The organism is Sphingobacterium sp. BS-2 (genome assembly GCF_046161205.1).
GTDB lineage: Bacteria > Bacteroidota > Bacteroidia > Sphingobacteriales > Sphingobacteriaceae > Sphingobacterium > Sphingobacterium mizutaii.
This window is the reverse complement of record NZ_JBIXGO010000020.1, coordinates 82,061-101,015: the sequence shown is the minus strand read 5'-3', so window position 1 is coordinate 101,015 and position 18,955 is coordinate 82,061. Positions and strand designations below refer to the sequence as shown.

Here is an 18,955-nt window from a genome sequence, read left to right as displayed (position 1 = left end):
TGTTTAATTTAATTCTTCCTGAATCTGCTCTAGGGACTTGCCTTTTGTCTCTGGCATGCGCATCACAAAGAAGAAGGACACGACGACCATAATGGCATAGAACAAGAAGATATAAAAACCACCTGAGGCAAAATTCTCAACCACGATCGGGAACACCCATGATATTAAAGCTGCCATTACCCAGTGTGTCGTACTTCCCAAAGAGGTCCCTTGCGCACGCACGGCATTAGGGAATATCTCAGAAATAAATACCCAGATTACGGCACCCTGCGATAGCGCGAATGAAGCTATAAAGCCTATGATATAGAACAACAGAAACTCGGACGCCCCGCCTTTCAATCCAAATGCAGTCAATACCAAAAAGATAAACATCCCCACTGCCCCACTCAACAGCAGTTTCTTTCTACCGTATTTATCGATAATACTCATACCGATCAGGGTAAACAACAAGTTGGTACCACCGATGAAGATCGGTTGAAGAAAGGCTAGATCCCTACTAAAACCAGCCATCTCAAAGATCCTTGGAGCATAATAAAGAATAGCATTGATGCCCGTGAATTGATTGAATACTGCTAATAAAACAGCATATATGATTGGTTTTCTATATTTCGCTTGGAACAGTGGAACTTTTTCAGACGTTCCATTTTCAGCCTGCAGTGTTTCCTCATAGGTCTGCCCTAAATCATCGAATACTTTCTTAGCTTCCTCCTTTCGGTTGTTCAATGCCAACCACCTTGGAGAAAAAGGAATGGTATTGAGCAATAGTAGAAAAGCTAATGATGGAATCGCCATGATTCCAAGCATATAGCGCCAGGCATCATCTCCAAAATTGGCAAAAAGGTAATTGGTCAAGAATGCAATAAAAATCCCACTCACGATCATAATCTGGAACATTCCAGTCATCCTTCCCCTGAGATTTGCAGGTGCAATTTCCGAAATATAAAGCGGACCAACCACAGAACTTACCCCAACAGAAAGTCCCCCCAAGAACCTAAAGACCAAAAACATATACCAATTATAGGACAAGCCACAGCCTATTGCTGATAAAAGGTACATCACAGCTACAACCTGTAATACCCTCTTTCTACCATATTTCTGGGCTGGTTTGGCAGCAGCGATGGCACCAAAAATGGTCCCGATCAGGGATATGGAAACAGTAAATCCATGCCAGAAAGAATTCAAGTGCCATAGCTCCTGGATAATCTTTTCTGCACCAGATATGACAGCGGTTTCAAAACCGAAAAGGAAACCTCCCAAAGAGGCGATAAAGACATATTTCCAAATTTTACTCATAGGTTTAGGGTTTTATAGCGTTGATTATTTGCTTTCAGGTACTGGATCAAAGTCCGTTAATTTGGTTGGATCATAAACGGCAACCGCCACTCTTGAATCTGCACAACCATAATATAGGAACCATTTGTTTTTAAAGTAGGTCAATCCTTGGATAAATACAGTCCCATCTTTATATTGGCCTGATTTTTCAAAATCTTCCATGGGTCTCAAAAAAGGAACATCCATACGCTGGATTACATTGCTGGGGTCTGTACTTGAAAACAAGACCTGACCAGCGCTATAGGTTCCAATATTAAATCTTGGATCCGCCAATTCTTTTTTATCATGATTTTTACCATTATATAATAATAAGATTCCCTTATCAGTAAGGATTGCAGGAGGACCACACTCGGTCAATGCCGAATCAAAATAACCTTCTCGCGGGGTAATGAATTTTGCTAGTTTTCCCTCTTCATCTAATATTGGTTCCCAATTGATCAGGTCCGTGGAAGTTGCTCCAGATACACCATGCTCGCCCCAATACATCAAGTATTTGCCATTCACCTTAGTAATTACCAATTTATCATTTTTTAGGCTGGTCACAATGGAAGCCGATTTGTGGGGTTCATTATAGACCTTTTGATATTTGGCATTTTTGAAGATAGGGCCATGTTTTTGCCAATTGATCAAATCTTTGGAAGTAGCAACACCTAAACGCGGCATTTTCCTATTCCATTGGGTATAGAAAACGACATAAGTTCCATCTTCTGTAACGGCCAATCGCGGATCCTCAAGACCTCCCGGCCATTCATATTCGCGCTGGCTGTCTTTGTCTGGAAATAAAACCGGTTCCTTCCTTCTCTTAAAATGAATGCCATCATTACTCTCTGCAAGCCCCAATCTAGAGGTCCTAAAACCAATGCCTATTCCAAATTTATCCTCCGCACGGTACAGCACATACACTTTCCCATCTTTCACCACAGCTCCGGGATTAAAGGTGTCATTCTCTTCCCATCGCAGCAAAGAATCACTCATTGGATCCATAAAAGTAGAATTTGAATCAGGAAGGATAATGGGATTGACCGCATTTGGCCTTTCAAATCCTCCCAAGGTCCAAACTATATCCTTTGTAGTAGCTACATCTGGTTTGGTGGAAACACAGCTGACAAAAAGAAACAATAAGGCAATTGAAAACAATCTATTGGACATGTTTTTCAGATTAATTTGGTTAATATATCAAATGGATAAACCGCTTTAGCAATTTGATATATCTAATATAAGACTAAAAATTATTTCTACAATAGCAATTGCTTATTAAAGCTCAAGTACAGAATCGTTTACAATGACGAAAATCTTGTTGCTTCTATCTTTTTTGATCAAATGCAAGCCGGTATACTTACCAAACGCCGGCATGGTCAAGACTTTATCTTGGATAAAAAAGCAAGGTAGACGGAAGGACTGCCTACCTCCTGCCTCAATTAGGCATCCAGGGTGGATATGCCCAACAATATTGTACATATAGGCTGGTAAGCCTATGAGCGGCTCATGGGAAAGGATAATGCCTTCGGCAAGTAAAACTTCATCCTTGATCTTCATGTTCATATCCCGAAAATGGGTTTCTTTCAAGATATCATGATTCCCTTTGGTTAGGGTAAATTGGATGGATTGTTTACTGATACTGTTAATATGGGATTTTAATTTTTCCCAATCTGAATTCCATTCGGAATGGAAAAGATCTCCTAAGAACACGATTTCCTTGATATCCAGGTCCTCGATCAGCAGGTTCATTCTTTCCAGTTCTTCATCAATGTTAGGTGCTGGCACAAAAAGGCCTTCTTTGCGGAAATGGGTCAACTTACCTAGGTGCCAATCCGAAATAATCAGCATAAAATACTTGGGAATATACATGACCCTTTGGGGCAATAAGTACATTTCCAATCCATTTAACTCTAAGCGTTTAGCCATCTAATAGTTGATTTTTGAGCTTTTCCAGTCGACTTTGCCAATCTTCATTGGAATAGCGCTCTCGGAAAGATTCTGCAAATATAGGGAACGCAAAGGGAGTTAATTTAATAGGCCTGCTAAAAATAATCTTATGTTTCGAGATGCGTTCAAAAGCGAGTTGCATGCGGCCTTCCTCCAATTGGAAATCAAAAACCTCATCATAAGCCTCCCGCAACAAGAGATTGGAGGGTTCATATTCAGAAAATACAGAGAAAAACAGTCCAGCATTAGCTTGTAAATGTTTGCTTTTCATCTGCTTTCCGGGAAATCCTTGAAAGATCAGCCCAGCAATTCCGGCAATATCCCGAAACCTTCTTCTCGCCATTTCTTGAACATTGATTCCCGAGTTGATATCCTTGTGCAGATTCTGCGGACTGAAAATCTGCTTCAAGAGAGCAGTGTCAATTTCATAATCTGTTTCAGAAAGAAGTTCAATGCCATATTCATTGGTCGCAATGGAAAAAGTTGCCGGTTTTAACAGGCTAAGCCTATAAGCCACAACCTGCGCCATTCCTTCATGAACCAGCTTGCCTTCAAATGGATAGAAAAAAAGGTGATAGCCATACTTGCTCTGTATATATTCAACCAACAGTTCATCTTCTTTGGGAAGGGCAGAAAGTTGTTCCTGTTCCTTAAAGAGCGGTTTTAGGAACTTGATTTCTGGACTGATGCCTACCGTTTTATGGATACTCTTAAAACTATGCCGAATAGCGATTCCGAGGTCTGGCGAAATGGCAAACCGTCCACCCATCCAAGATGGAACTACGCCTTTTTTCTTTTCTGAAGCCTTAACAATTGCATCATTAGCTATGATCTGAACCAATTCCAATTGCCGCCCTGAAAACCAAAATACATCGCCAATGTTCAATTTGGAGATAAAGGATTCCTCTATTGAGCCTAAGTACTTTCCGGAAAGAAACTTAACCCGCATCATCAGATCGGATACGATGGCTCCAATGGATAAGCGATGCCGCATTGCCAATTTCCTTGAAGTCACCTTGTATAAACCATCTTCCAAAACCAATCGATGGAAATCATCATAAGCTTGAAGGGTGGATCCGCCATGGATTAATAGCGACATACACTGGTCAAATTCCTCTTGGGTGATCGATTCAAAGCAATGCGTTTGTGCCACTTCCTGCAATATTTCATCGGCATAAAAACCATCACCTACTGCCAAGGTCATTAAATATTGGATCAACACATCAAAAGAACGCAGATAGGGAATTCGACTTTCCACGATCTTTTCCTTGACAGCGAACTTTAAGGAATCGCCTTCGATGATCTCTAATGAATTGGTGGGAACATAATATATGATGGAGGTCGCATCAGGACGATGCCCAGATCGTCCTGCCCTTTGCAGGAACCGGGCAATACCTTTAGGCGAACCCACTTGGATGACGCAGTCTACTGGCCTAAAATCAACTCCTAAATCCAAACTACTGGTACAGACCACAGCTTTTAATTTACCTTCATGAAGTGCCTCCTCTACCCAGTTTCTGACTTCATCACTCAATGATCCATGATGGATAGCTAATAATCCCGCAAACTCAGGATAATGGGTAATGATTTGCTGGTACCATATTTCAGCCTGGGACCTAGTATTAGTGAAGATTAAGGTGGTTTGGTATTTATTGATGATATCGACGACCTTATCCAACAGCTTGATACCTAAATGTCCTGCCCAAGGGAATTTCTCCAAATTATCTGGAAACACCGTTTGAATATCCATTTTCTTATGGATATCCGATCTGATAAGGGTTCCTGATGTTCCAGGACCTAATAATATATCTTTAGCTTCCACCAGATTGCCTATTGTCGCGGAAATCCCCCAGATCTTCAGATTTGGATTGATGGCCTTTAACCGACTTAATGCGAGCTCAATTAACACTCCACGCTTGGAACCCAAAAGCTCATGCCATTCATCAACCACAATAAACTCAAGATTCTTAAAGTATTCCTGGCCAGATTTCGTCGCAAGGATTAGATGCACACTTTCAGGGGTCGTAATTAAGGCTTGCGGCGGGTTTTTGCGTTGTTTCTGGCGAATACTGGTTGAAGTATCGCCTGTTCTCAATTCTATCTGATAATCTAGGTCCAAATCGACAGAGACCTGATTGGTGGCTTTATGGATTTCCTTGGATAGCGCACGCAATGGCGTAATCCACAGTGCATGCAGATGTTTTTTCTTGCTTGCCTTCGGATTAGCCATTTTAGCATAATACTGGGCAATGATCCCAAACCAGATGGCAAAGGTTTTTCCATAGCCGGTAGGTGCGTTTAAGATTCCTGATTCACCATTGGAAATAGCTTCCCAACAGTTTTCCTGGAACTCATGTGCTTTCCATCCTTGGTTAAAGAACCAAACTTCCGCAAATTCATTTTTCACTGTAGACATCCAAAGATTGAAAATAAGAATTAATAATATCTTAATAACTTTTTGCGAAGTATTTTGTTATAACTTATAACAAAGTAAATATTATGGCAAATAAAAAAATAGGTGTATTTGTAGGAAGTTTGAGAAAGGAATCTTTCAATAAGAAAATCGCTAACTATCTAGTTTCTAATCCTCCTGCAGGATTAAGCTTAGAGATTTTAGAGATTGGCCAACTTCCATTTTATAATGAGGATTTAGATCAAGGAAATCCACCAAAAGAGTATGTTGATTTTAGAAAAGCGGTATCTGAACTAGATGCTGTACTTTTTATCACTCCCGAATATAATCGTGGTGTTACGGCAGTGCTTAAGAATGCTATTGACGTAGCATCTAGACCTTATGGTAAGAACGTTTGGGACGGAAAACCAGGCGGTGTAATCAGTTCTTCGATTGGTGCAATTGGAGGATTTGGTGCCAATCATCATTTAAGGCAATCTTTGGTCTTTATCAATGTTCCGGCGATGGCGCAACCTGAAGCCTATATTGGAAATGTTGCGGCAAATTTTGATGAACAAGGTAAACTGGTCAATAAAGATTGTCAGAAATTCTTAGACTCCTTTATGGCAGCCTATAAAGAATGGATAGAAAAATTTTTGAAATAGCCTAATAGTATAGGCAAAATGAATGCAAAATCGGCAAGTTGGAACTCAATCAACTTGCCGATGTTTTTATTTCTTATTGGAATTTAATTTCTCCGAAAAATTCAGGTAAGTGAAAATTAGGATTTGGAACGTCTATAGGGTTCCAAGCTACAAAATGGGGATTTGGTAAACTGTCACCACATTTGTAGAAATTTGCCTGAACGGTTTTTCCACGGAGATCCTCCACAGTTTTCCCAAATAAGGAAATCGGAATCGCCAAGATAATGTTCCAGGACTTTTTACCTTGTAAGTTCTTTACCTGTGTAAAGCTGCTCACACTTAATATTTCTTCAGAAGTCAATCTGTTTCTGCTTGCTTTATCAGATGTTCCATACCCGATTAGACCTGCTCCTAGCACATTGAATTCCAAATTGTAATAGGTCTTGCGATCATCAAACGAAATAAAGAATTCTACACAGCTATCCTCCCAAATATTTTCATTCGGACGGATATATTGAGCTTTTATGTATTCTTCATGTACATCATAATGGATATAGATAGACTCTTGATCATAAGCCACTTGGAATTTTACTTCCGGGTTAATCGGGAATTGCGTTTGCCAAGGCGCTTGGTCAATCTGATTCCATTCCAACCCAAATAGACTGTTTGCTAAACTAGCGTATGTCAATTCAACGCCTGTCAGATCGATTTTTTTAACTTCAAGCTCCTTCATATTAGTTCGACATAAGATTCTCAGCTAATATACCTGTTAATTTATCATTATTCACTTCAAGCTCATGTACGAGCTTCAACTGCGCCTTTGTCCTAACTAAATTATGTTCAGGGTATGCGATTTTATAATAGGTATCACCATTGATGTAATCGGTCAAAAAACGAACTGCCTGCATATAAGGTAATAGGTGTACTGCAGGAATTAAAGAATCTACCTCTGCATCGGTCAAAAATTCTTTAGCCTCTGATAGATAACCTGCTGTGAAAGACTGAAACAACGGGATGTTCAAAACGATTTTTGAAACATCTGCTTCGTCCTCTGCAGCCGAGTTTATGATGGTACGGATAGCATCTCCAAAATCATAGGCTACATAGCCCGGCATTACAGTGTCTAAATCAATTACACATTGCACGTTATCGTCTTTATCTAACAATACATTGTTGAATTTCGTGTCATTATGGGTAATCCTTAATGGCAATTTATTGGAACGGCCTAATTCCAAAACTGTTCTCATCTTTTCCTCACGCTCAAAGATGTAGTCTAAAAGATCTTGGATTTTCTCTACCCTTTTGGCAGGATTCTTCTCGATTGCATCACGAAGGTTGCTCAACCTAAATTCGATGTTGTGAAAATTAGGTAGAATCTCAACGATGGTTTTCGGATCTAGATCGCTCAATTGTTTTTGAAACTGTCCAAAAGCCATCCCACCGGAATAAGCCTGTTCTTGGGTTTCCAAGATATCATAACTCCTGGTTTCTGGAATCAAATGGAATACTCGCCAATAATAACCATTTTCATCTTGATAATAGTTCTTATTGTCATAGGTAGGAACAATGGTCATTGTTCTCTTCAACACCTCTTTTTCCCCCAGATGTGCTAATTTTTCCTTGAGGTGCTTGCAGACACTTTCAATGTTATTCATTAAGCCTTCCACATCTTGGAAGATGTGGTGGTTTATGCGCTGCAATAAGTAAAGGTTATTCTGTAGGCTATTGGTTGTTATCTTAAAGGTATCATTGATATGACCAGACCCAAAAGGTACAGAATCAATGATTTCCCCCTCTAATTTAAAATTCTTTGCCGATCTAATGCTATTTTCAGTTTTCTTGGTTGACATTACTCTAAATTCATTCAACATGCTATGTAATGAATGCAATATCTATAAACAGAATCAATAAATAAAATATTTTTTATAATCAAACGGTTGCATAATAAAATTGGATGCAATTAAAATTATGCTTTAATTATAGGTTGTTTCCTTGCTTTAAAATCAATTTTAATCAAGTATTGAAAAGAATATTTCGTAATTTGCTACATGATTAGCGATTTATATCCCATATGGTCACGGAAATAGTAATTATTCTCATATTAATAGTTTTAAATGGAATCCTATCTGCCTCTGAGATAGCGATTGTATCCAGCAGAAAAGCACGATTGCAAGCTGCAAGTTCGAAAAATAAAGGTGCAAGGACCGCACTGGAACTAAAAGAAAACCCTAACAACTTCTTATCTACAGTACAGATCGGTATTACCCTGATTGGTATTTTGACAGGTTTTTTCTCCGGAGGAACAATATCTGTTTATATAGCAGAACAACTTAATAAAATAGAAGCATTAGCTCCATACAGCAATCAAGTATCTGTTTTACTGGTGGTATTGATCATTACTTACCTCTCTCTGATCATCGGAGAATTGGTGCCGAAGCGTATCGGTATGGCAATCCCAGAAAAATATGCTTCTTTTATTTCAGTACCAATGAATGTTCTGAGCAAGATCGTCAAACCTTTTGTCTGGTTATTGAGTATTTCAACGGAGTTTATCGTGAAATTATTCAACATCAAAATCAACCAAAATGCGGTGACTGAAGAAGAGATCAAGGCATTGGTGGATGAAGGTGTAGATAGTGGAGCCATTGAAGGAATTGAACATGATATGGTAGACAGGGTATTAAGCTTAGGTGATAAGAAGGCAATTAACCTGATGGTTCACCGAAGCAAGATTACTTATCTGGATATCCAAGATTCTTTTGAAGAAAACAAAGCCTGCATTATTGCTGATGAACATACGGAATACCCAGTCTGCGATGGTAATTTTGACCATGTTGTTGGATTGGTACACGTCAAAACCTTATTGAAGGAATACTTGACCTCAAAGGAAATGGACCTTTCCAAGCTGGTTACTCCTATCCCCTTTGTCAATGAAAATACTTACGCCTATAATGTCCTTAAAACACTGAAAATAGCTAAGGTTTTGCAAGCAGTGGTAGTTGATGAGTACGGTAGTCCGCAAGGGATCATCACCATGACAGATATTGTGGCATCATTGGTGGGTGGATTCGACTCGCCGGAAACAGAAGAGAAGAAAACAATCCGACAACGTGAGGACGGTTCTTTTGTCATTGATGGAAGTTTCCAATTGGATGATTTTATTGAAATGTTCAATTTGGACCTTACAGAAGAAGATGAAGATGAAATCGGTAATCTGACGACAGTTGCTGGATTGGTGTTCTTATTACTGGATCATATCCCTGAGGAAGGTGAAAAAGTAATGTACAAGAACCTTGAATTTGAGGTCTTGGATATGGATGGACACCGAATCGATAAACTGAGCTTGATCGTTAAAGATCCGGCTTCCGATGAAACCGCAAATATCGATTGATAATCACCCATAAAAATATAGAGAAAAGCTGCCCAAAAAGGTGGCTTTTTTTGATTCTAAAAGGTCCTTTTTCCTGGCTAATCTTATGATAATTATTAAGGGAATTGGAGTGAAATTTAATCGGAATTATTTTAGCGGTTTGCTATTGCTCTCAGTTTACCCTTATTCGAGGCATATTCGGAAAATTCGGAATGAGTCTCGAATGAGGTCAATATAAAATCAAAGAAATTTCCTCTATTTACGGTTAGAATTTTTCTATTAATAAAAGGCAAATTAATATGGAAAATTAAGAGCTGAAAAACCATGATAGATAAAGGTTAAAATCGGAAGGACAGCTAATGGAATTTATCATAAAAAATAAGAGGATGTTCAAGTTTGACATCCTCTTATTCAATCCTTACGAAAAGGAATTAATGATTTTCAAAAGTTCATGCTTGGGTTGCAATCCACTTTGGCGCCAAACCTGGTTTCCATCCTTATAAAGGATCAAGGTAGGAACACCTTGAACATGAAATTTGCTTGCTACCGCTTGGTTCTTGTCGATATCGATTTTTATGATCGAAAGCTTCTCTCCCATTTCATCTTTAACCTCTTTGAGGATTGGTGCCAACATTTGACATGGTCCACACCAGGCTGCTGAAAAGTCGATTAAAACCAAAGAATTCTTTTGAAGTATATCGTTAAATGATGCCATTGTTTTATAATTATTAAAATTGAGCATTTAGGACAAGCTTAAACTGCTCTGTTAATTTAATTGTTTCCTTAAGTAAGACAAATTTAAGGCTTATTCGTTTATTCTAAGCTCAATTTTTCTAACTCTTCAATATCGCCACTGAAAAGATTGAGGTCAACTGGACCTTTGATGCCCTTTACGGTTCCTTTCTCCGAAAATTGCCAAAAATTCCAATGTTTCTTGGGTTTCTCCACCCAAAAATTATAGTTCGCGATCCAAAGGGTATAATCAGCAAATTCCTTTTCCAGGAAATCGGCAAAATATTTATCTCCCGAATATAGAACAGGCTTAATTTTAAAATGTTTTTCGACTTGGACCAACCATCTTTTTAAACCGGTTTTTAAACTGTCCATGGATTGGTTCCTGGGCATTTCTTCAATATCCAATACAGGAGGAAGGTCTCCAGGTTCAAGGTCAACTGTTTTAATAAAGTTATTGGCTTGTTTAATAGAATTTTCATTCGGGCGGAAATAATGGTAGGCTCCCCGCAGTTTATTCCTATTCTTGACAGCCTTCCAATTGGATTTGAATTTGCTATCCTTAGCCTTTTCGCCCATGGTAGCACGGATGTAGATGAAATCAATGGGAAATTCATCATTGATGGTCAAGACCTCATCCCAAGATATCTCACCTTGGTACTGGGAGATATCGATTCCGAAAATCTTATCATCATGCCTGCGCATCAGCTCAACGTTCCGGATGTCGTATTTGCTGTTATCCTCGGCGATCATCTTATCCTTTTCAAACCATTTGACCATCAGGTAAGATAGACCGGCGCGATGTTGCCAAGCAAAGATGCCAATGACAATCAAGCAGGGAATGGAAATACTCCAAAACAGTAAGTTTCGGTTAATTTCTCTTTCAGAGACAACTTTTTTCTTGACCGTTTTGCGCTTTTTTGTCATATTGCGTGAAATTAGGCTATTTATAGATGATAGCCAAAAAATTTATTCAATGATTGTTTACAACCCCAAAGACTGGTTTAAAACCATAACCTACCTCCACAACAGTAAAATTTTTAAGCGACTTCTTCCCTACCTTATTATTTCGGTTTTAGTATCCTGGGCTTTAGCTTATTGGGAGTTGGAATACCTGAAGCTGTCAGACAGGACTTGGATGAAAAACATCACCACAGTACATAATCTATTGGGATTTGTACTATCCTTATTATTGGTATTTCGAACCAATACCGCTTACGACCGATGGTGGGAAGCCAGAAAGCAATGGGGTGCATTAACAAATACCAGCCGAACCCTAGCTATTAAGTTGAATGCCTTTTTAGCACCTGATGACAAGGTCAACCGGAGCTTTTATAAAAAGTCTATTGCGCTATTTGCGGAGACCTTATTTAGTTATCTTAGGTCAGACTATACCAAATTTATGTTGGATGAGAACGAGCATCCAGAATTGCAGGATTTGGATGATAAAAAGCATGGGCCTAATCAGGTTGCAGCATTGATATACAAAAAGACAAATATCCTTTATAAGGACGGGATCATTTCCGGTGATCAGTTGATTGTGTTAAATAAAGAATTGACATCATTAACGGAAATAACGGGTGCCTGTGAGCGAATCAAGAATACGCCGATCCCTTTGGGCTATAGCGCATTTATTAAAACATTTATTGTGTTGTATACAGCTACCCTACCAATTGGTCTGGTATTTTCCATGGGTTATTTCGTAGTCGCAGCAGTGCCATTTATATTTTATGTATTAGCAACCCTAGAAATGATTGGAGAATCCATTGAAGATCCATTTGGTTCAGATTCGGATGATCTACCGATCGATAAAATAGCAGCCAATATTAAAAAGCATAGCAATGAGATATTGCTGGGGTAATTTGGGAAGTTCCTCATTCCACTCCCTTCCTGTCATGTTAAGGTATGAAACATCACGAGAATAGTTTGCTCATCTTACGATTCGCAATGAAAACGACCTTAAAAAAACAAAAATAGATTCAGAGTGAAACGAAGAATCCTTCTCAAGCGCATTTCAAATTCTGAACGATTAGTGAAGAATCTGTATGGTTCTCCTTCCTAAGGTCCTGTCATTCTGCACCGAAGGTGCAGGACCTGTTCGTTAATGCAATCATTGTTTGTATAATTCCGAGAAACTTCGTGCCTCAGTTTGACACCGGAAAGGAATCCTTTTTAGTATTGCATTGTTGCACAGTTCCTCATTCCACTCCCTTTCTGTCATGTTGAGGTATGAAACATCACGGAGAATTGCGCTTTTTTAATATTGCATTGGCGTACAGCTCTTCAATCTGCTCCCTCCTTGTCATGTTGAGGCACGAAACATCTCGGAGAAATGCGAAATTTTAAAAAGAAAACATCTATTGCTGTATTGGCGTACAGGTCCTTTACCTTCGGTAAAGGATGACAGTCCATTTTTTATAAGATCGTACAGATTCTTCACTGCTCGTTCAGAATTGGAAATGCGCTAAAGAAACATCTGCCAATTAATTGTTTGATGGACTTTAAATCCTGATTCAAATCCAGATCTTGGTCCATCCGGTGGGTTAGCGGAGTAGAACCCCAAATCCCGTTCCCTGAGCTGTTCCCCGAGAAGTCGAAGGGCAATCCTGGTCCAATTCACTAAAAAAAGGGGATAGTTTTCACCATCCCCTTAAAATATTTCTATTCGCAATCCAATTCCTTACACTACAATATTGATGATCTTTCCTTTTACAAAAATCACCTTCTTGACTGCTTTGCCATCCAATAATTTTTGGACATCTGCATTTTCTTTTAATATTCCTTCAACAGCCTGCTGATCTAGGTCTAAGGCAAGTGGAAGGTTCATTTTCATTTTTCCGTTAATGGAAACAGGGTATGCAAATTCGCTCTCCACTAAATATTCTGGGTTGAAGACCGGGTAATCTGCATAAGAAATCGTTCCAGCTTCATTTCCTAATTTGGACCATAGTTCTTCCGTGATATGCGGTGCATAAGGTTCTAGGACAATCAAAAGATCTTGAAGGATCTTACGTTTGTTGGTCTTCAGGTCTGTCAATTCATTGACACAGATCATAAAGGCCGATACAGAAGTATTGAATGAGAAACGCTCAATATCTTCCTCCACTTTTTTGATGATCTTATGCAAGGCTTTGTACTCTGCTTTGCTTGGTTCTTCATCTGACACTTGGAAGTTTCCTTCAGCATCATGGAATAAGCGCCATACCTTACGTAAGAATTTATATACACCCTCGATACCATTTGTGTTCCAAGGTTTTGCCTGTTCCAAAGGTCCTAAGAACATTTCGTATAGACGAAGGGTATCAGCTCCATATTGTTCGATGATATCATCTGGGTTAACAACGTTGAATTTAGACTTTGACATCTTCTCAACTTCGGTTCCGCAGATATATTTACCGTTTTCCAATATGAATTCCGCATCATTATAATCAGGTCTTGACTGCTTGAATTTCTCTAGATCTAAAACATCATTATGAACGATATTAACATCTACGTGCAATGGATTGACCGTATATTGATCTTTCAGCCCTAAGGAAACAAATTGATTGGTACCTTTGCCTTCAGCATCTAAAACACGGTAGACGAAATTTGATCTTCCTTGGATCATTCCTTGGTTGATCAGTTTCTTGAAAGGTTCTTCCTCATTGTGATAACCGATATCCTTTAAGAACTTGTTCCAGAAGCGCGAGTATAGCAAGTGACCTGTAGCATGCTCAGAACCACCAATATATAAATCCACTGCTTTCCAATAATCTACTGCTTCTTTAGAAGCAAAATCCTTTTCATTTTTAGGATCCATATAACGGAACCAGTACCATGAAGAGCCTGCCCATCCTGGCATGGTACTCAATTCATATTCGTATTGGTCTTGGTATTTCCATCCTTCGGCACGGCCTAAAGGTGGCTCTCCGGTTTCGGTCGGAAGATATTTATCAACCTCAGGAAGCAGTAATGGTAATTCCTCTTCCTTGATCAAATATGGTAAACCATCCTTGAAATAAACAGGAACAGGTTCGCCCCAGTATCTTTGTCTGCCGAAGATGGCATCGCGCATACGGAAGTTGATCTTGGCTTTACCTAATTTAATAGCCTCTAGTTTTTCGATCAATGCTGGAACAGCCTCTTGATAGGTCATTCCATTGATGAAATCCGAATTGATATATTTTCCGTCCTTATTAGGGTCTGCTTCTTCAGAGATGTCCTGTGAATCTGAGATCGGAATAATAGGAAGGTTAAAGTGTTTTGCAAATAAATAATCGCGTTGATCGCCTGATGGAACTGCCATAACGGCTCCGGTTCCATACCCTGCCAATACATAATCAGCAATCCAGATCTGTACATCTTCCCCAGTTAAAGGATGTTTTGCATAAGAGCCTGTAAATGCTCCTGAAACAGTTTTGGTATCCGCAAGACGGTCTAATTCTGATTTCTTTGAGGTCTTATCGATATAAGATTCAATTTCAGCTTTTTGAGCGTCTGTGGTTAAAGCAGAAACCAATTCATGTTCTGGTGCCAAAACAACAAAACTAACACCGAAGATCGTATCCACACGTGTGGTAAATACTTCGATATTATCGTTTAGTTGGGGAACAGGGAATTTTACACTTGCTCCTACAGATTTACCGATCCAGTTCCGCTGCATCTCTACCAAAGGCTCTGGCCAATCGATGGTATCCAGACCTCTCAATAGGCGGTCCGCATAAGCGGTGATACGCATGGACCATTGCATCATTTTCTTTTGCTCCACTGGGAATCCACCACGTTCTGACAAGCCGTTGATTACTTCGTCATTTGCCAATACCGTACCTAAGGCAGGACACCAGTTCACCGTACTTTCCCTTAAGAAAGCCAGTCTATATTTTAAAAGTTCTGTTTGTTTTTCTGTTTCAGAGAATGCTTTCCATCCATCCGCTGTAAAGGTCAATACATCTTCATCAGACTCTGCTTTAATACCTTCAGAACCTGAGGTTTCGAATTTTTGGATTAAAGTAGCGATTGATTCCGCTTTATCGGATACCTTATTATACCATGCATCAAAAAGCTGCATAAAGATCCATTGGGTCCAGCGGTAATAATCAGGTTCAGAAGTACGAACCTCACGAGACCAGTCATAAGAGAAACCAATATTATCCAATTGTTCTCTATAACGGTTGATATTTGCTTCGGTGGTAATAGCTGGGTGCTGACCAGTTTGGATAGCATATTGTTCAGCAGGCAGACCAAAAGAGTCATAACCCATTGGGTGCAACACATTGAAGCCTTTTAAGCGCTTATAGCGTGAAAAGATGTCGGAAGCAATATAGCCGAGCGGGTGACCAACATGCAGCCCTGCTCCAGAAGGATAAGGAAACATGTCCAAAACATAGTATTTTGGTTTTTCAGTAGATTCAGAAGTTTTGAAGGTCTGATTATCAGCCCAAAACTTTTGCCATTTTTGCTCGATAGATTGATGGTTATACTCCATTATTAATTATAAAAGTATGGTACAAAGAATTGCGAAATTAGCGAATTTAGGGTAAATTCGGTATAAAAGTTTTTTATTCTATACAATAAATTCTGATATTCGCTGTTAGAAAATTAGTATTGGGAAAAAATAAATCCTTACTTTCGCAAGGATAAACGCAGAATCAAATATATGTCAGTGATCGAACAGGGTTCACCAAGGAAAAAAACTAAATCAGTATACGTATCTACAGTAATCAGTATTGCACTGGTTCTATTGATGACAGGTCTTTTGGGACTAATTCTAGTCCACGCTAAAAACTTATCCCGTTATGTTAAAGAAAACATCGTCTTGAACGTTATCGTTAATGATAATGTCAATGAAGGTGATGTGCTTTCGCTACAGAAGGATTTGGAAAAGGATCCTTATGTCTTACGTTCGGAATATGTGAGCAAGGAGCTTGCAGCAAAGAACTTGAGAGAGGATTTGGGGGAAGACTTTGTCGAGTACCTAGGTAGAAACCCTTTGTTGCCTTCTATTGATGTGTACATGAAGGAACAATACGCGAACAGCGATTCTATCCAGACCTTCATCAATAAGATTGGTAAAAACAGCCGCATTAAAGAGGTGGTTTACCAAGAGTCATTGATTGATATGGTCAACAAGAATATCCGCGTGATCAGTATCGTGATTCTTGCCTTTACCGTGATTCTATTGATCATAGCCGTGGCTTTGATCAACAATACCATTCGTTTAGCAATCTACTCTCAACGTTTCTTGATTAAGAGTATGCAGTTAATTGGTGCGACCAAAGGTTTCATCCGCAAGCCATATATATTGTATGGTATTGCCCATGGATTGATCGGTGCCTTGATTGCTATCTTACTATTGATTCTGACCTTACAATTTGCACAAAAACAAGTACCTGAACTGGTTTTCTTACGTGACTGGTTCGAATTTGCAATGATTTTCGCCATTGTCTTAGGATTAGGTATCTTGATTTCTGGAGCAAGTACATATTTTGCCGTTACCAAATATTTACGTGCTAAATCAGCGAGTTTATATAGATAATATCGATCAATTATTAATCCGTTCAGAAAATGAGTCAAACTAAGAATGTAAAAGGAACCCCAGCAAATGCTTCAAATGCAGGGTTCGTATTTAAGAAAATAAATTATCAATTATTCATTTTGAGTATTGTGTTGGTTGCCATTGGGTTCATCTTGATGATGGGTACTGAAGACATTTACAGCTTTACCAAAATCACTTTGGCACCCATTGTTGTGGTTGCTGGTTTTGCATTAGGATTTGTAGCAATATTGTATAAACCTAAGAACAAAACAACCCAGGAATAATGAGTTATTTAGAAGCAATTATCCTCGCGATCGTTGAGGGTTTAACAGAGTACCTTCCTATTTCTTCTACTGCGCATATGGGCTTTACGGCCGCATTGATGGGAATGGAAGAAAGCGAATATCTAAAAATGTTCCAGGTTTCCATTCAATTTGGAGCTATCCTTTCTATTGTTGTCCTTTATTGGAGAAGATTCTTTGATTTCAAGAACCTTAAATTTTACTACAAATTAGCCATTGCTGTCATCCCTGCCCTAGTTTTGGGTAAATTATTGGATGATAAGATCGAGGCTGTATTAGGGAACCAGATTGCGATCTCTACCGTATTGGTATTGGGTGGTGTGGTCCTTTTGTTTGTCGATAAATGGTTCAAGAATCCGAAGATCACAGATGAGAAAGAGATCCCTGTGAAGAAGGCTTTTATCATTGGTTTTTGGCAATGTTTGGCGATGATGCCAGGAACTTCCCGTTCGGCAGCATCGATTATCGGTGGTTTGACCCAAGGTCTAGATCGTAAAGCAGCAGCGGAATTCTCGTTTTTCTTGGCTGTTCCAACCATGCTTGCCGTAACGGTCTACTCTATCTTTGTAAAGACCTGGGCAGAAGGAACAGAACATGCGCAAAAAGGATATGAGATGATCATGGCCAGCAATGAAAACATTATGATCTTTATCATTGGTAATGTCGTTGCCTTTATCGTAGCAATGTTCGCCGTGAAAACCTTTATCAGCGTTCTAACAAAATACGGCTTCAAATTCTGGGGCTGGTACCGAATTGTTATCGGGATAGCATTGTTGGTGTTTTTTTATACGCAAGGATAGAAGTGTGATTTGAGATAGAAATTTAAAATATAGAAGGACCTATTAGGTCCTTTTTTAGTACCAATAATAGCTCAAATCTCAAGTCTAATATCTCACATCTAAATAAAATTCCTATTTTTGCAGAAAATTAGCCAGAGGATATATTCTGAACTGATTAACAGATTGGAATGATTTCCACGAAACTTTAAGATTAAATGAGCGAAAATATAGAAGGACAAGCTAAGCCAAAATTTGCTTTTGCGGAGGGTGAAGTATTATTAATCGATAAGCCATTAACCTGGACTAGTTTTGATGTCGTTGGTAAATTGCGCAATAGCATTAAACCGCTGAAGGTTAAAGTGGGCCACGCAGGTACCTTAGACCCCTTGGCAACAGGATTGCTGATCGTATGTACGGGTAAAATGACCAAACAAATCGATGGCTTCCAAGCGGAGGACAAAGAATATACTGGAACCATAACCTTAGGAGCTACCACTCCTTCTTATGACCTAGAAACTGAAATTGACCAAACTTTTGACTATTCTTTTTTGACAGATGAAGATATCTTGAATACTGCAGCATCTTTTGTGGGCGTTCAAGATCAGTTCCCTCCTGCCCATTCTGCTATTAAAATTGGCGGAGAGCGGGTTTATGAGAAAGCAAGACGTGGCGAGGAAGTCGAATTGAAGGCTAGACGTGTAGAAATCATGGAGTTTGATGTAGAAAAGATCGAATTGCCAAAGGTCTATTTCCGGATCAAATGCAGTAAAGGGACTTATATCCGATCTATAGCCCATGACTTTGGTAAAAAGCTGAACTGCGGCGGACATCTATCTTCATTGAGAAGAACAAAATCGGGCGACTTTGATGTGAAAAATGCCTGGGAATTAACTGAATTAATTAATCAAGTAAAAGAGTTAAAGAACCAAACGGTTTAATTCTTCTAAGCTTAGAAAAAGATATA

At 39.1% G+C, this 18,955-nt stretch carries 16 protein-coding genes; 7 read left to right on the top strand and 9 right to left on the bottom strand.

Features of this window, described 5'->3' with window-relative positions:
- Positions 1-3 precede the first annotated feature (3 nt).
- The 4 genes from ACK2WI_RS15450 to ACK2WI_RS15435 form a co-directional block, all read right to left on the bottom strand.
- Entirely contained in the window at positions 4-1,293 is a 1,290-nt protein-coding gene (locus ACK2WI_RS15450; protein WP_312696215.1) for a sugar porter family MFS transporter, read from the bottom strand.
- A gap of 24 nt (positions 1,294-1,317) precedes the next feature.
- Positions 1,318-2,481, bottom strand: coding sequence for a glycoside hydrolase family 130 protein (locus ACK2WI_RS15445; protein ID WP_312696216.1), 1,164 nt, complete (start codon positions 2,479-2,481; stop codon positions 1,318-1,320).
- 105 nt (positions 2,482-2,586) lie between these two features.
- Positions 2,587-3,237, bottom strand: a complete 651-nt coding sequence (gene pdeM, locus ACK2WI_RS15440) for a ligase-associated DNA damage response endonuclease PdeM (RefSeq protein WP_312696217.1) — start codon at positions 3,235-3,237, stop codon at positions 2,587-2,589.
- The gene (locus ACK2WI_RS15435) at positions 3,230-5,674 is read right to left on the bottom strand and encodes a ligase-associated DNA damage response DEXH box helicase (protein ID WP_312696218.1); all 2,445 of its coding nucleotides are present in this window, start codon (positions 5,672-5,674) and stop codon (positions 3,230-3,232) included. The genes pdeM and ACK2WI_RS15435 overlap by 8 nt, the downstream gene beginning before the upstream one ends.
- Before the next feature lie 83 nt (positions 5,675-5,757).
- Here ACK2WI_RS15435 and ACK2WI_RS15430 point away from each other — a divergent pair, with 83 nt between their 5' ends.
- Positions 5,758-6,315 carry an NADPH-dependent FMN reductase gene (locus ACK2WI_RS15430; protein WP_312696219.1) on the top strand — a complete coding sequence of 186 codons (558 nt, stop codon included), beginning with the start codon at positions 5,758-5,760 and terminating at the stop codon, positions 6,313-6,315.
- A gap of 73 nt (positions 6,316-6,388) precedes the next feature.
- On the opposite strand, the gene ACK2WI_RS15425 is transcribed toward ACK2WI_RS15430, so the two are convergent.
- Both ACK2WI_RS15425 and ACK2WI_RS15420 read right to left on the bottom strand, forming a co-directional pair.
- A complete protein-coding gene (locus ACK2WI_RS15425) occupies positions 6,389-7,027 on the bottom strand; it encodes a carbohydrate-binding family 9-like protein (RefSeq protein ID WP_312696220.1) in 639 nt (212 codons plus the stop codon).
- A gap of 1 nt (position 7,028) precedes the next feature.
- Entirely contained in the window at positions 7,029-8,144 is a 1,116-nt protein-coding gene (locus ACK2WI_RS15420) for a phosphotransferase (protein WP_312696221.1), read from the bottom strand.
- A 221-nt stretch (positions 8,145-8,365) separates the two neighbouring features.
- On the opposite strand from ACK2WI_RS15420, the gene ACK2WI_RS15415 reads away from it, so the two are divergent.
- On the top strand, positions 8,366-9,685 hold the full coding sequence (locus ACK2WI_RS15415; protein WP_093096420.1) for a hemolysin family protein: 1,320 nt from the start codon (positions 8,366-8,368) through the stop codon (positions 9,683-9,685).
- 397 nt (positions 9,686-10,082) lie between these two features.
- Here ACK2WI_RS15415 and trxA read toward each other — a convergent pair whose 3' ends face one another.
- A complete protein-coding gene (gene trxA / locus ACK2WI_RS15410; RefSeq protein WP_093096417.1) occupies positions 10,083-10,379 on the bottom strand; it encodes a thioredoxin in 297 nt (98 codons plus the stop codon).
- 98 nt (positions 10,380-10,477) lie between these two features.
- Complete coding sequence (locus ACK2WI_RS15405; RefSeq protein ID WP_312696222.1) at positions 10,478-11,323, bottom strand: glycoside hydrolase family 25 protein; 846 nt, start codon at positions 11,321-11,323, stop codon at positions 10,478-10,480.
- A gap of 49 nt (positions 11,324-11,372) precedes the next feature.
- On the opposite strand from ACK2WI_RS15405, the gene ACK2WI_RS15400 reads away from it, so the two are divergent.
- A complete protein-coding gene (locus ACK2WI_RS15400) occupies positions 11,373-12,257 on the top strand; it encodes a bestrophin family ion channel (protein ID WP_312696223.1) in 885 nt (294 codons plus the stop codon).
- An 819-nt stretch (positions 12,258-13,076) separates the two neighbouring features.
- Here ACK2WI_RS15400 and leuS read toward each other — a convergent pair.
- Positions 13,077-15,860 (bottom strand): leucine--tRNA ligase, encoded by a 2,784-nt coding sequence (gene leuS / locus ACK2WI_RS15395; protein WP_312696224.1) that lies wholly within the window; start codon positions 15,858-15,860, stop codon positions 13,077-13,079.
- 171 nt (positions 15,861-16,031) lie between these two features.
- On the opposite strand from leuS, the gene ACK2WI_RS15390 reads away from it, so the two are divergent.
- From ACK2WI_RS15390 to truB, 4 genes are all read left to right on the top strand, one after another.
- Entirely contained in the window at positions 16,032-16,910 is an 879-nt protein-coding gene (locus ACK2WI_RS15390; RefSeq protein ID WP_093096407.1) for an ABC transporter permease, read from the top strand.
- A 29-nt stretch (positions 16,911-16,939) separates the two neighbouring features.
- Positions 16,940-17,194, top strand: coding sequence for a DUF3098 domain-containing protein (locus ACK2WI_RS15385; RefSeq protein WP_312696225.1), 255 nt, complete (start codon positions 16,940-16,942; stop codon positions 17,192-17,194).
- Positions 17,194-18,012: an undecaprenyl-diphosphate phosphatase gene (locus tag ACK2WI_RS15380; RefSeq protein ID WP_312696226.1), complete on the top strand. Its 819-nt coding sequence runs from the start codon at positions 17,194-17,196 to the stop codon at positions 18,010-18,012. Before ACK2WI_RS15385 ends, ACK2WI_RS15380 begins: the two co-directional genes overlap by 1 nt.
- 194 nt (positions 18,013-18,206) lie before the next feature.
- The gene (gene truB, locus ACK2WI_RS15375; RefSeq protein WP_093096399.1) at positions 18,207-18,929 is read left to right on the top strand and encodes a tRNA pseudouridine(55) synthase TruB; all 723 of its coding nucleotides are present in this window, start codon (positions 18,207-18,209) and stop codon (positions 18,927-18,929) included.
- Positions 18,930-18,955: the final 26 nt, after the last annotated feature.

What these genes read in the sequence shown, in the direction of transcription:
- truB (WP_093096399.1), top strand. Translation starts at nt 18,207, where the DNA reads ATGAGCGAAAATATAGAAGGACAAGCTAAGCCAAAATTTGCTTTTGCG.
- ACK2WI_RS15450 (WP_312696215.1), bottom strand. Translation starts at nt 1,293, where the DNA reads ATGAGTAAAATTTGGAAATATGTCTTTATCGCCTCTTTGGGAGGTTTC.
- ACK2WI_RS15380 (WP_312696226.1), top strand. Translation starts at nt 17,194, where the DNA reads ATGAGTTATTTAGAAGCAATTATCCTCGCGATCGTTGAGGGTTTAACA.
- leuS (WP_312696224.1), bottom strand. Translation starts at nt 15,860, where the DNA reads ATGGAGTATAACCATCAATCTATCGAGCAAAAATGGCAAAAGTTTTGG.
- pdeM (WP_312696217.1), bottom strand. Translation starts at nt 3,237, where the DNA reads ATGGCTAAACGCTTAGAGTTAAATGGATTGGAAATGTACTTATTGCCC.
- ACK2WI_RS15415 (WP_093096420.1), top strand. Translation starts at nt 8,366, where the DNA reads ATGGTCACGGAAATAGTAATTATTCTCATATTAATAGTTTTAAATGGA.
- ACK2WI_RS15425 (WP_312696220.1), bottom strand. Translation starts at nt 7,027, where the DNA reads ATGAAGGAGCTTGAAGTTAAAAAAATCGATCTGACAGGCGTTGAATTG.
- ACK2WI_RS15420 (WP_312696221.1), bottom strand. Translation starts at nt 8,144, where the DNA reads ATGTCAACCAAGAAAACTGAAAATAGCATTAGATCGGCAAAGAATTTT.
- ACK2WI_RS15400 (WP_312696223.1), top strand. Translation starts at nt 11,373, where the DNA reads ATGATTGTTTACAACCCCAAAGACTGGTTTAAAACCATAACCTACCTC.
- ACK2WI_RS15430 (WP_312696219.1), top strand. Translation starts at nt 5,758, where the DNA reads ATGGCAAATAAAAAAATAGGTGTATTTGTAGGAAGTTTGAGAAAGGAA.
- trxA (WP_093096417.1), bottom strand. Translation starts at nt 10,379, where the DNA reads ATGGCATCATTTAACGATATACTTCAAAAGAATTCTTTGGTTTTAATC.
- ACK2WI_RS15385 (WP_312696225.1), top strand. Translation starts at nt 16,940, where the DNA reads ATGAGTCAAACTAAGAATGTAAAAGGAACCCCAGCAAATGCTTCAAAT.
- ACK2WI_RS15435 (WP_312696218.1), bottom strand. Translation starts at nt 5,674, where the DNA reads ATGTCTACAGTGAAAAATGAATTTGCGGAAGTTTGGTTCTTTAACCAA.
- ACK2WI_RS15390 (WP_093096407.1), top strand. Translation starts at nt 16,032, where the DNA reads ATGTCAGTGATCGAACAGGGTTCACCAAGGAAAAAAACTAAATCAGTA.
- ACK2WI_RS15445 (WP_312696216.1), bottom strand. Translation starts at nt 2,481, where the DNA reads ATGTCCAATAGATTGTTTTCAATTGCCTTATTGTTTCTTTTTGTCAGC.
- ACK2WI_RS15405 (WP_312696222.1), bottom strand. Translation starts at nt 11,323, where the DNA reads ATGACAAAAAAGCGCAAAACGGTCAAGAAAAAAGTTGTCTCTGAAAGA.